The organism is Pseudomonas sp. CP4 (assembly GCF_047758505.1).
GTDB lineage: Bacteria > Pseudomonadota > Gammaproteobacteria > Pseudomonadales > Pseudomonadaceae > Aquipseudomonas > Aquipseudomonas fluorescens_AO.
Window position 1 is genome coordinate 539,801 of the sequence record NZ_CP180489.1, and the last position, 12,631, is coordinate 552,431.

Below are 12,631 nucleotides of genomic sequence, written 5' to 3' on the forward strand. Positions count from 1 at the left end.
GAGTTTACAGCCAATGATCGTTCCCATGCTCCGCGTGGGAATGCCTCACCGGACGCTCCGCGTCCGCTTTTGGGGCGCAGAGCGTCCCGGGCTGCATTCCCACTCAGAGCGTGGGAACGATCGGCATGTATCAGGCCTTCTTCTTGTAGGCAATGCAGTCGATCTCAACCTTGCAATCAACCATCATGCTCGCCTGCACACAGGCCCGCGCCGGGGCGTGTTCGGGTTTGAAGTACTCGGCGAAGACCTTGTTGAAGCTGCTGAAATCCCGATGATCGTCCAGCCACACACCGGCCCGTACCACGTCTTCCAGGCCATAACCGGCCTCTTCCAGGATCGCGATCAGGTTCTTCATGGTCTGATGGGTCTGCTCGACGATGCCGCCAACAATGATCTCGCCATCCACCGCCGGTACCTGACCGGACACATGCAGCCAGCCATCCGCTTCGACAGCGCGGGCGAATGGACGAGGCTGGCCGCCGGCGGCGGTGCTGCCGGTGCCGTAACGCGTAATACTCATGGGTGTTTCTCCTGATTGCAAAAGTGCAGATTCAAAACCGCGTGCTCTTGAGAAATTCCGCCAGACGCGGCGATTGCGGGCGTTCGAACAGTTCCTTGGGAGGTCCCTGCTCTTCGATTCGCCCTTGATTCATGAAAACGATCTTGTCCGAAACCTCGAAAGCGAAACGCATTTCGTGGGTCACCAGCAACATGGTCATGCCGTCCTCGGCCAGGCCCTTGATCACGTTGAGCACCTCGCCGACCAGCTCCGGGTCAAGGGCCGAGGTGACTTCGTCAAAAAGCATCAGGCTCGGATTCATCGCAATCGCTCGGGCAATCGCCACGCGCTGTTGCTGGCCACCGGACAACTGACCGGGAAAGTGATTGCGCCGCTCCAGCAGGCCGACGCGCTCCAGCCATTTTTCCGCGAGCACCACGGCTTCGTCCTTGTGCATTTTCTTCACCTTGAGCAGGCCCAAGGTGACGTTCTGCAACGCGGTCAGGTGCGGGAAGAGGTTGAATTGCTGGAAGGCCATGCCGGTCATCGCACGATGGCGGGCAATGACCTTTTCCGCATGGCGCACACGTTTACCGTTGGTCTCGTCGTAACCGATGGATTCGCCGTCGAGCAGGATCTGCCCGCCCTGGAATTCTTCGAGCATGTTCACGCAGCGCAGCAACGTGGTCTTGCCCGAGCCGCTGGAACCGATCAGCGTGACCACATTGCCGCGCTGCATGCTCAGGTCGACACCCTTGAGCACTTCCACCGCGCCGTACTGTTTGTGCAGGCTGCGAATGTCCAGCAATGCCTGATCCTGTGAAGCAACTTGAGCTTGAGTCATGGCAGGGCCACCCGCTTTTCAATGTGCCGGCCGAGTAATTCGATGCCGTAGTTGATGACGAAGAACAGAAAACCGGCGAACAGATAGAACTCCAGGGTCATGAAGTTCCGGGCAATGATCTGTTGCGTGCTGAGCAGCAGTTCAGCCACGCCGATCACCGAGAGCAAGGTCGAAGCCTTGACTATTTCGGTGGACGAGTTGACCCAGGTCGGCAGGATCTGCCGCAGCGCCTGAGGCAACAGGACGTAGCCGAGGGATTGGTAGAACGTCAGGCCGATGGCTTTGCCCGCCTCCAGCTGCCCGCGCGGCAAGGCTTGCAGCGCACCACGAACGATTTCGGCGACGTGCGAGCCGCAAAACAGCGTCAGGCCCAGGGCTCCGGCCTGAAACGCGCTGATCTGCCAACCGAGCGCAGGCGCCATATAGAAGCAGGCCAGCACCAGCACAAACACAGGCGTGCCGCGAATCAGATCGACGTAAACGCGGAACGGTGCACGCATCCAGAATCTGCCGTAAGTCAGGACCAGGCCGGCAACCACGCCGAGCATGGTGCCCAAGACGATGGCCAACGCCGAGACCTGCACACTGGTCAGAAAGCCCTGCCACAACGGCTCGCGAGCGAGCCACAATTCATGCAACCAACTGGGTGATTGGTACATCGCAGCCTCCTATCGGCGGATCGCCAGACGCTGCTCGAGGTAACGCAGCAGCATGGCAATGAGGTAACAGGCCGCGACATACAACGCCGTGGTCACCAGCCAGGTTTCGATCACCCGGTAGCTTTCGACGTTGATCTTGCGCGCGTAATAGGTCAGCTCCGGCACTGCAATCGCAGCCGCCAGCGAGGTGTCCTTGAACAGCGAAATGAAGTTGTTCGACAGCGCCGGCAACACGTTGCGCAGCATTACCGGCACGGTGACGTAAGCCTTGACCTGCCATTCACCGAGACCGATTGCCAGCCCGGCTTCGCGCTGGCCTTTGGGAATGCTCAACAAGCCGCCACGGAAGACTTCGGTCAGGTACGCGCCGGCATACAGCGACAGCGTGATGATGAACGAAGGAATCTTGTCCAGACGAATCCCCAGACTTGGCAAGGCAAAGTAGATCAACAGAATCAACACCAGGATCGGCGTGTTACGCACTACCGTGACGTACACCGAGGCCAACACCCGCAAGGCGCGATGTTTGGAGAGCAAGGCAAACGCCATCAGCAGGCCGATCACGCAGCCGATGGCGATCGACACCAGCGCCAGCTGCAAGCCCAGACCGAGCCCCGCCAGCAAGGTGTCGAAATCGCGCCACACGGCGGCAAAGTTCAACTGATAGTTCATGGTCAGCAGTACCTTGAGCGGGGCGACTTAAATCGCCCCACTCTCACGGGATCATTTGAATTCGACTGGGAAACCGATGGCTGGAGATGGCAGATCAACACCGAACCATTGTTTGAACGAAGCGGCGTAGGTCGGGAACTCAACTCCGGTCATGGCTTCATGAAGAGCGGTGTTGACGAAGTTCAGCCAGTCCTGATCGCCACGTTTGACCGCGCAGGCGTAAGTTTGCGGGCTCCACGCGTAAGCCGGGCTGCGATAGCGGCCTGGGTTCTGCACCATCAGGTATTTGACCGACGATTGATCGGTAGCGGCGGCATCGGCGCGACCGGAGTTCACCGCCTGGTACATCAGATCGACGCTGTCGTACTGATCGACTTTGGCCTTGGGCAATGCCTGATGCACCAGTTCTTCCGCGTAGACGTTCTGCAGCACCGCGACAGTTACATCATCGCCCGCCGCCTGCAGGTCTTCGATTTCCTTGTACTTGCTGTTGTTCGGTAAAAGCAGGCCGACGCCTTCGCGGTAGTACGGCAAGGTGAATGCCACTTGCTGAGCGCGGCTGGCGGTGACGGTGATGAACTGGCAGCTCATGTCGACCTTGTCGGTGAGCAGGTTGGGAATCCGCGCATCGGACGACTGCACCACGAACTCGACTTTGCTCGGGTCGTTGAACAACCCCTTGGCCACCATCCTGGCGATGTCGATATCAAAACCCTGCAACTTGCCGTCCGCGCCCTGAAAGTGCCACGGCGCATTGGTGCTGCCGGTGCCGACAATCAACTTGCCACGCGCCAGGACACTGTCGAGTTTGCTGTCGGCAGCCTGGGCCATACCCATGACTGCGGACGAAGCTGCAAGAACAAAAACACACGCTTTGAACAACGAAGGACGGCGATGCATGGCAAGCACTCCAGATTGTGTTTATTCCGCTATACCGGAACACGGTTTGTTACTACGGAATAGACAGCAGAAAGTGTGCCACAGCCTCAGCGTAAAATGCGACAGCCGTGAAAGTTGAAATTATTCAGTGAGTTAACGGACGGAGTGTATCCGCGCATAGTGGCTGCCCCGAAAGCCCGCGTCCCGTAATTACCCGGTATCGGGAAAGTAACGTCACATTTGGGAGCACGTTGTGAGTTTTTATGAGGCGAGCGCAAATACCAATTGAGATCGTTTTGCCTGCATACCGCTCATCGGATTTAGCTGTCTACCTGTCAGAGTTGACAGTTGTGCGCGATGAACTCCGCAGGCTAACTGGGTCAGCCCATACGAGGGCTGCAGCATCACTTGTAACTCTGACTCAATAAGGAATATTGACATGGCTAATCTGATCAAGAACGGCGACTTTTCCCAAGAAGGCACACATTGGACGGTGTCCAATCCATCTGACGTCAAGTTCGTGGCCGGTGACTGCGTCATTGCAACGCCGCATTCCATTAGTCAGGAGGTGCTGACTGGGGAAGGCGGCGGCGGGACATTTATGTTGTCGGCAAGGATGATGACGCTGGGCGGATTTGCGGGTCGCATTACCGTGCAGCCTGTCCCGACTGGCGAGCCGGTTCACCTCAACGTCGGGGGTGGTCAGGAGTGGACAGTGAAATTCGAAAAATTCACGACGCAGATTTCGACTCTGAAGTTCATTGTCAAACTGGAATCCGATGACGGGACTTTCGGTGAGTTTGGTGCCTACTTCGGTGATGTAACTCTGTCGAAGCTGCTCTGACGCATAGTTGTAGAAAACGAGTTGCCAGCCAGGGGTAACTCGTTTTTTCCACGAACACGTAACCGTTTCACTCGAAAAAAGGATCATTCGATGAGTTCCAGAGCACCGATGACAGTCCTGCCTGATACGTACCGCAAAGCCCTGAAAACCTGGCGTCCGGTCATTCTTTATTTCGCTAATGAACACTGCCCCGCCTGCGAATGGGCCGGGCCGATCGTTCGGCAGATTGCCGAGCCTTACCGACTGCGCGCCAACATCTATATGCTTAACACCAGCCAATCGCCTCGCCACCCGAACGTGACCGGCACGCCTACAGTGCTGTTTTACAAAAATGGCAGGCTGATCAAAAAGCTCAAAGGCATTGGCACTGAAGAAACTCTCGCACGGGATTTCGCGGTGCATATCGGCAAGACCAAAGCGCCCGTTGCCGCGCGCAAACGAACGCATGATCTGACTTGGTTGCGTCGGACACTCCGTACTTTGCGTACCGTTCCACGTGGACGCCTACGCCGGATGTTCTGAACGAGCCTCACCAGACTACCAAATCGCATTCGCGAGCAAGCTCGCTCCCACATTGGAACGCGTTTCAAATGTGGGAGCGAGCTTGCTCGCGAAGAGGCCGGCATCGCCTGTAGAGAGCTCAAGTATTACGCGGCAGCACGCTCCAGCAGCACCCGCGTCACGCGTCGTTCTTCAACGGCTTTGACGGTCAGTTGCCAGCCTTCGTATTCCAGTCGATCGCCCATCATCGGCAACCGATCCAGCAGGCTCATGACCAACCCGGCCATGGTCTGATAATCCTCGGTCGGCTCGGCATCGAAGCCGGTACGCTGGCGAACGCGAGCCAAGGGCAGCGCGCCGCTGACCAGAAACCCGCCGCGCTCTTCGACCACGTCCGGGCCTTCGATTTCGCTGGCGTCGGGTAACTCGCCGGCGATCGATTCGAGGATGTCGGTCATGGTCAGTACGCCGACAAAATCGCCGAATTCGTTGACCACGAAGGCGATGTGCGTCGATGCCGCGCGCATTTGCTCCAGCGCATTGAGGATCGAATAGCTGTCGAGCAGATTGATCGCCTTGCGCGCCAGATGCTCAAGGCTCGGCTCGTTTCCGGCCAGATATTCCTTGAGCAGTTCCTTCTTGTGTACGAAGCCCAACGGCTCATCCACCGCACCATCGCGAATCAACGGCAAGCGCGAGTACGACGAATGCATCAACTTCGTACGAATGGTTTCGGCATCATCGGCAAGATCAATCAGGTCAACGTCGGCGCGCACCGTCATCAGGTTGCGAATCGGCCGTTCCGCCAGTTGCAGCACACCGCTGATCATCACCCGCTCACGACGGTCGAACAGCTCGGTCACCGGCGCTTCACCGTTGTCCAGCAGGTCGGAGGTTTCCTCGCCAACCTCCTCCGCCGCCAGCTTGCGGCCACCGAGCAGACGCATCACCGCATGGGCTGTGCGCTCGCGCATCGGGCGCACGCCCTGCATCGAACGTTTGCGCCGAGCCCGGGCGATCTGGTTGAACACCTCGATGAGGATGGAGAAACCGATGGCCGCGTACAGGTAACCTTTCGGAATATGGAAGCCCAGACCTTCTGCGGTCAGGGCAAAACCGATCATCATCAGGAAGCCCAGACACAGCATGATCACGGTCGGATGCGCGTTGACGAAGCGGGTCAGCGGCTTGCTGGCGACGATCATCAGGCCGATGGAAATGATCACCGCGATCATCATCACCGCCAGTTCATCGACCATGCCCACGGCGGTGATCACCGCATCAAGGGAGAACACCGCGTCGAGCACCACGATTTGCGCCACGATCGGCCAGAACAGCGCGTAGGTTGTGTTGGTCGAGCGCTCGCCAACATGGCCTTCGAGGCGTTCATGCAACTCCATCGTCGCCTTGAACAACAGGAACACACCACCGAACAGCATGATCAGATCACGCCCGGAGAAACTCTTGTCGAACACCTCGAACAACGGCTGTGTGAGCGTGACCAGCCAGGAAATGCTCGCCAACAGGCCCAGACGCATGATCAATGCCAGCGAAAGGCCGATGATCCGCGCACGATCACGCTGATGCGGCGGCAGTTTGTCGGCAAGAATTGCGATGAACACCAGGTTGTCGATACCCAGTACCAGTTCCAGCACGATCAGAGTCAACAGGCCTAACCAGGCCGTGGGATCCGCTAACCATTCCATAAAACGTCTCGATCTCTCTTCGGTGAATTCAGGCTGCCGGACACGGCGAAGTGCAACGCGAAGGCTCAAGAGCCGCGTTATCAACCATAGTCGGGAGTCGGAAGACGGGATGCTGCGAATGGATCAAGACCGCGCGAAGGCGCGCTGGAGAATGCTGACTGGGAGGCTCCGAGAGGGTGTTCATGTAAATCCTGAATGAAAAATGGCCTTTGAGCGTACAGGGTCGACCGGCCCGTTCCACAGCGGCAAATCATTTCAAAATCTGTATGAATGAACTCGACCGGAGATTTTCAGCGCTGCTGAAGACGCCTTCCCGAGCAAGCTCGCTCCCACAGGGTTTGAGCGGCGCAGCGGATTTCAGCGTAAACCCAGCTCATCGATATGCTGATACTGCGCTTGTAGCGCGGTCGCCAGTTCTTTCGCTCGGCCCAGGCGAATCGGCCCGCGCTCAATGTCGATGAGCAATCCGGGGCACGCCAGCACGGGCAACCCAGACACGTCCTTCAGGCGACCATCGGTCACGATCAGGCAGCGCTGCCGTTCGGCGGGAAAGCGCTTGTGCCGCACTGTCAGCCACTGCTGCGCCTGCGCCAGCGCCGCGAGCAATGGCGTGCCGCCACCGGCGCCGAGGCCGTCGAGCCAGACGCTCAGGCCGCTTGAGGCCTTCAATCCTTGCACCTGCCATTTCGGCGCGGTGCCACTGGCCGTCAGCAAAGCCAGCCGCGCCCGCTGGCGGTAAGCGTCGTCGAACAGTTGCGCGAGCAGGCCCTTGGCATCGCTCAAGGCCTGATGGCGACGAGTCGAAGCCGACGCATCGATGATCACCAGCCAGATCTCATGGGGTGAGCGGGTGCGTTGCTGGAACAGCAGATCGGCGCGGCGCCGGGGGCGGCCATTGAGGAGCGTGCCCGGCCAGTTCACCGATCCGCTGCCGGCCCCATTCCGCTGGCCCTGGCGGCCATTGTCGAGTTGTCCGGCACGGGGTCTGGCATTCGCCCCCGCGTCGGATCGGGGGCGAATGCCTAGGGCTTTTTTGCCAGCGGCGGCCAGCTCGGAACTTCGCGGCGGGCACCGGTGGCTTGCGCCGTTGCCGGCATCTCGCCCCACTGGCCCTGCCCTTCGCCAGATTTGCTGTCTGCGCCTGACGGCGCTGACGCAGAAGATTCTGCCTGGGTCGAAGGTTGCTCGCGACGGCGATGGCGCAGGGCAAATTCAGCCACCGCGTCGATATCCTCTGCAGCAATCGCGTCCGACCCACGCCACGCGGCATGGGCGCGCGCTGCGCGCAACCACACCAGATCGGCGCGCAGGCCATCAACGCCAGCGGCAAAGCAACGCTCGGTAATCAGCGCCAGTGCCGCATCATCCAGCGGGATGGCTGCCAAGCGCTCGCGGGCGCGTTCACAACGCGAACGCAAAATCTGCTGCTGGCTTTCCCATTGCGCGCAGAACCCTTGTGGATCGCTGTCGAAATCCAGCCGCCGGCGAATGATCTGTCCGCGCTCGGCGGGCGCGGTGTGCCCGCTGAGGGCGACGTTCAGGCCGAACCGGTCAAGCAGTTGCGGCCGCAATTCGCCCTCTTCCGGGTTCATGGTGCCGATCAGGACGAACCTCGCCGAATGCCGGTGGGAAATGCCGTCACGCTCGATCAGGTTGGTGCCACTGGCGGCGACATCGAGCAACAGGTCCACCAGGTGATCGGGCAGCAGATTGACTTCATCGACGTACAGCACGCCACCGTCAGCCTTGGCCAATACTCCGGGGGAGAATTGCGCGCGCCCGTCGCTCAGGGCAGCGTCGAGATCGAGGGTGCCGACCAGGCGTTCTTCAGTTGCGCCCAACGGCAAAGTGACGAACTGGCCACTGGCGAGCAGATCCGCCAGGCCCCGGGCCAATGTCGACTTCGCCATGCCGCGCGGCCCTTCGATGAGTACGCCGCCGATTTTCGGGTCAATGGCCGTCAGGCACAGGGCGAGCTTCAAGTCATCGGCGCCGACCACGGCGGAGAGCGGAAAATGCGGGGTGTCGGTCATTTTGGGTACTCGGTCATGGTCGGTGAATTGTTTCAACTGTAGGAGTGAGCCTGCTCGCGATGGCGGTGTATCAGTCAACTTATGGATTTGCTGAACTATCGCTATCGCGAGCAGGCTCGCTCCTACAGGGGATCGCGTTGTGTCAGGTGTCTTCTTCTATGTCCAGCAGGAGGTTTTCCAGCGCTTCTTTATACGCTCCCGGCTCCTGCCACATCCCCCGCTGCTGCGCCTCAAGCATGCGCTCAGTCATGTCGCGCAACGCATGCGGATTATGCTCACGGACAAAATCCCGGGTCGCCGGGTCAAGCAAGTACGCATCCGCCAGCAACGCATATTGATGGTCGTCGATCAGCTGCGTCGTCGCATCGAAGGCGAACAGATTATCAACGGTCGCCGCCAGTTCGAACGCGCCTTTGTAGCCGTGACGCTTGACCCCGTCGATCCACTTCGGATTCGCCGCGCGCGAGCGCACCACGCGATTGAGCTCTTCCTTCAAGGTCCGAATCTTCGGCAGATCCGGCTGGCTGTGATCGCCGTGATAGCTGGCCGCCGCTTCGTCACGCAGCGTCTCCACCGCCGCGAGCATGCCGCCCTGGAACTGGTAGTAATCGTTGGAATCGAGCAAGTCATGCTCGCGGTTGTCCTGGTTTTGCAGAACTGCCTGCACCTGGCTCAGGCGCTGGCTGAACTGCTCGCGGGCAGCCGTGCCCTCGTCGGCGCCGCCGTAAGCGTAGGCGCCCCAGTTCAGGTAAACCTCGGCGAGGTCTTCGCGGCTCTGCCACAAACGCCCGTCGATGGCGCTTTGCACCCCGGCGCCATACGCCCCCGGTTTCGCGCCGAAGATGCGCCACCCGGCCTGACGCCGCGCGGTGTCTTCATCGACGCCCGACTGCAACAGCGCCTGGCGTTCGGCGCGCACCTTGGCTGCCAATGGATTCAAGTCGTCCGGCTCGTCCAGCGCGGCCACCGCTTGCACGGCGGCGTCGAACAAGCGGATGAGATTGGCAAACGCATCACGGAAAAACCCCGAAACCCGCAGCGTCACGTCGACCCGCGGACGATCGAGCAGACTCAGCGGCAGAATCTCGAAATCATCCACGCGCTGACTGCCCGTGGCCCAGACCGGACGCACGCCCATCAACGCCATGGCCTGAGCGATGTCATCGCCGCCGGTGCGCATGGTTGCGGTGCCCCAGACCGACAGGCCGAGCTGGCGCAAGTGATCGCCGTGATCCTGCAAGTGTCGTTCGAGAATCAGCGTTGCCGACTGGAATCCGATGCGCCACGCGGTAGTCGTGGGCAGATTGCGCACGTCGACCGAGTAAAAGTTGCGCCCGGTGGGCAACACGTCGAGGCGGCCACGGCTGGGCGCGCCGCTGGGGCCGGCGGGGACGAAACGACCGCTGAGGGCGTCGAGCAGACCGCGCATTTCAGCCGGCCCGCAAGCGTCGAGGCGCGGGGCGACGACTTCGCGCAGGGACTGGATGATCTCATTCACATCAGACCACCCTGGCCCCTGTGGGAGCGAGCCTGCTCGCGAAAGCGGTGTGTCATTCAAAACTGAATTGCCGGACCCGAGGCCTTCGCGAGCAGGCTCACTCCTACAGGGATTTTGTAGTGTCTGGGAGATCAGGTCTGCGGCAAACAATTCGAGGCGCTCGCGGGTGTCGCCGGCGGTGCGCCAGACTTCTTCGCTGATGGTCTGCAACTCGGTCGGCCGCCGGCCGCTCCAGGGATCGGCCAACGCGCAATCCAGCGGATCAAAACCGAGCTCAAACGCCTTGGCCAACGCTCGCAACAAGCTCGACTGCGCGCCCTTGCCGTCTCCGCGCGGGATGCGCAGCAGCGCCAGCAACGTGTCGATACGCAAGCGCCCGCTCGGCGATTCGCCAAATATGTGCAACCCATCGCGAATCTGCGATTCCTTCAGATCGCACAGATAAGTGTCCAGACGCGGCAACCAGATCGCCGCATCGGCGTCGCTGTCCAGCGCAGCATCCAGTTGCAGTTCGCGGTCGATCTGCGTGTCTCGCACCAATTGCAGAATGTCGCGCTGTAGCTCACGGGCGCGGCGCGGATCGAGCAGTTGCGCCTCGTAATATTCGTCGGCGAGCAACTCCAGATTGCGCAGCGGCCCGTAGGTTTCGGCGCGGGTCAGCGGCGGCATCAGGTGGTCGATGATCACCGCTTGGGTACGCCGCTTCGCCTGAGCGCCCTCGCCCGGGTCGTTGACGATGAACGGATAGATATTCGGCAGCGGCCCGAGCAACGCATCCGGCCAGCAGTTTTCCGATAGCCCAACGCCCTTGCCCGGCAGCCATTCGAGATTGCCGTGCTTGCCGACGTGGATCACGCCGTGAGCGCCGTAGGTGTTGCGCAACCAGAAATAGAACGCCAGATAACCGTGCGGCGGCACCAGATCCGGGTCGTGATACACCGCGCTCGGATCGACCTGATAACCCCGGGCCGGCTGAATGCCGACAAAGGTCAGACCGAAACGCAGACCGGCGATCATCAGGCGGCCGTCGCGGCACATCGGATCGTTGTGTGGTGATCCCCAACGTTCGACCACCGCCGCGCGATTTGCCTCCGGCAGCGCGTTGAACATTGCCAGGTAATCGTCCATCGCCAGGCTCTGCTGACAGGGACGCAGATCGAGGCTGTCGAGGTCATTGCTGACGCCGCCGAGCAGTAGCTGGATCAGCTCGGTGCCGGTGTCGGGCAATTCAGCCGTGATCGGATAACCTTCGGCACGCAATGCCCGCAGGATGTTCAGCGCCGCCGCCGGCGTATCGAGGCCCACACCGTTGCCGATGCGGCCGTCCCGGGTCGGGTAGTTGGCAAGGATCAGGGCGATGCGTTTTTCGCCGTTCGGCACGCGTGCCAAAGCAACCCAACGCCGCGCCAGTTCGGCGACGAAATCCATGCGTTCGGGCTGAGCGCGGTAGCAGACCACATCGGACTGACTGCGCTCGCTGCGCCAGGCCAGATCCTTGAAGCTGATCGGTCGGCTGATGATGCGCCCGTCGAGTTCCGGCAAGGCAATGTGCATCGCCAGATCGCGCGGCCCCAGGCCCTGCTCGCTGTCGCGCCAGCCGGGTTCGTTGTCCTGAGCGCAGATCGCTTGAATCACCGGGATGTTGCGGCGGAACGGGCGCAGATGCGGCGCCTCGGGACTGGACTGAGCGAAACCGGTGGTGTTGAGAATCACCCCCGCCTCGACTTCATCCAGCCAGTCCTCAACCACCGACAGGCAGCCGGGTTCTTTCAGACTGGCCACCGCGATCGGCAGCGGATTGAGTCCGGCTGCCTGCAAACGCTGACAGAACACATCGATGAACGCCGTGTTCGCCGCCTGCAAATGCGAGCGATAAAACAACAGCGCCGCCACGGGCTGATTGGGCAGCCAATCGGCTTGCCAGTCACTCAGGCCAGCGCTGGTTTTCTGTGGGTGATAAATCGCCGTGCGCGGCAGGGTGTGCGGCTCGCTCCACGGGTAATCGCGGGCGAACCATTGGTTGCCCAGGCAATGGAAGAAATCCAGCGCATTGCCCATGCCGCCTTGACGCAGAAATTGCCAGAGTCGATCGCGGACTTCGGCGCTGACCGTGCTCAAGTCGCTGAGCTCGGGGTCCGGGCGGTCATCGCCAGGCACCAGAATCAGTTGCACGCCGCGTTCGGACAACTCGACCAGCCGCTCGACGCCGTAGCGCCAATAGGCAATGCCGCCGTGCAGTGAGATCAGAATGACCTTGGCGTGGCGCAGCACTTCGTCCACGTACAGATCGACCGAGGCATGATTCTGCACCTGCATCGGGTTGGCCAGACGCAGGCTCGGGTAGTCATCGGGCAATTGCTGCGCAGCCTCGGCGAGCAGCGCCAGGCTGGAATCGCCGCTGCACAGGATCACCAGCTCGGCGGGGGTTTGTCCGAGATCGGCAATGTTGTCGTCCGAGACGAATCCGCCGGGCTGGGTCCTGAGCAGGTGCATGGC

11 protein-coding genes are annotated in these 12,631 nt (G+C 60.7%); 2 read left to right on the forward strand and 9 right to left on the reverse strand.

Annotated features, from left to right (window positions below; genetic code table 11):
• Positions 1 to 130 precede the first annotated feature (130 nt).
• Genes ACMYUN_RS02205 through ACMYUN_RS02225 form a run of 5 tightly spaced genes read right to left on the reverse strand, consistent with a single transcriptional unit; the run spans position 131 to position 3,574 of the window.
• The gene (locus ACMYUN_RS02205; RefSeq protein ID WP_415762647.1) at positions 131 to 520 is read right to left on the reverse strand and encodes a RidA family protein; all 390 of its coding nucleotides are present in this window, start codon (positions 518 to 520) and stop codon (positions 131 to 133) included.
• A 31-nt stretch (positions 521 to 551) separates the two neighbouring features.
• Positions 552 to 1,343, reverse strand: a complete 792-nt coding sequence (locus tag ACMYUN_RS02210; protein WP_415762648.1) for an amino acid ABC transporter ATP-binding protein — start codon at positions 1,341 to 1,343, stop codon at positions 552 to 554.
• Complete coding sequence (locus ACMYUN_RS02215; RefSeq protein ID WP_415762649.1) at positions 1,340 to 2,002, reverse strand: amino acid ABC transporter permease; 663 nt, start codon at positions 2,000 to 2,002, stop codon at positions 1,340 to 1,342. The genes ACMYUN_RS02210 and ACMYUN_RS02215 overlap by 4 nt, the downstream gene beginning before the upstream one ends.
• Before the next feature lie 9 nt (positions 2,003 to 2,011).
• Positions 2,012 to 2,674: an amino acid ABC transporter permease gene (locus ACMYUN_RS02220; RefSeq protein WP_024012746.1), complete on the reverse strand. Its 663-nt coding sequence runs from the start codon at positions 2,672 to 2,674 to the stop codon at positions 2,012 to 2,014.
• 51 nt (positions 2,675 to 2,725) lie between these two features.
• On the reverse strand, positions 2,726 to 3,574 hold the full coding sequence (locus tag ACMYUN_RS02225; protein WP_415762650.1) for a transporter substrate-binding domain-containing protein: 849 nt from the start codon (positions 3,572 to 3,574) through the stop codon (positions 2,726 to 2,728).
• A 418-nt stretch (positions 3,575 to 3,992) separates the two neighbouring features.
• Between ACMYUN_RS02225 and ACMYUN_RS02230 the strand changes: the two genes are divergently transcribed.
• Positions 3,993 to 4,397 carry a hypothetical protein gene (locus ACMYUN_RS02230; protein WP_415762651.1) on the forward strand — a complete coding sequence of 135 codons (405 nt, stop codon included), beginning with the start codon at positions 3,993 to 3,995 and terminating at the stop codon, positions 4,395 to 4,397.
• A 90-nt stretch (positions 4,398 to 4,487) separates the two neighbouring features.
• Positions 4,488 to 4,919: a thioredoxin family protein gene (locus ACMYUN_RS02235; protein WP_415762653.1), complete on the forward strand. Its 432-nt coding sequence runs from the start codon at positions 4,488 to 4,490 to the stop codon at positions 4,917 to 4,919.
• 125 nt (positions 4,920 to 5,044) lie between these two features.
• On the opposite strand, the gene ACMYUN_RS02240 is transcribed toward ACMYUN_RS02235, so the two are convergent.
• The 4 genes from ACMYUN_RS02240 to cobN form a co-directional block, all read right to left on the reverse strand.
• Complete coding sequence (locus ACMYUN_RS02240; protein WP_415762655.1) at positions 5,045 to 6,604, reverse strand: TerC family protein; 1,560 nt, start codon at positions 6,602 to 6,604, stop codon at positions 5,045 to 5,047.
• Positions 6,605 to 6,961: 357 nt separating this feature from the next.
• Positions 6,962 to 7,654, reverse strand: a complete 693-nt coding sequence (locus tag ACMYUN_RS02245; protein ID WP_415764020.1) for a vWA domain-containing protein — start codon at positions 7,652 to 7,654, stop codon at positions 6,962 to 6,964.
• Positions 7,627 to 8,637 carry an ATP-binding protein gene (locus ACMYUN_RS02250; protein WP_415762656.1) on the reverse strand — a complete coding sequence of 337 codons (1,011 nt, stop codon included), beginning with the start codon at positions 8,635 to 8,637 and terminating at the stop codon, positions 7,627 to 7,629. The genes ACMYUN_RS02245 and ACMYUN_RS02250 overlap by 28 nt, the downstream gene beginning before the upstream one ends.
• A gap of 142 nt (positions 8,638 to 8,779) precedes the next feature.
• Positions 8,780 to 12,628: a cobaltochelatase subunit CobN gene (gene cobN / locus ACMYUN_RS02255; RefSeq protein WP_415762657.1), complete on the reverse strand. Its 3,849-nt coding sequence runs from the start codon at positions 12,626 to 12,628 to the stop codon at positions 8,780 to 8,782.
• Between the last annotated feature and the right edge of the window lie 3 nt (positions 12,629 to 12,631).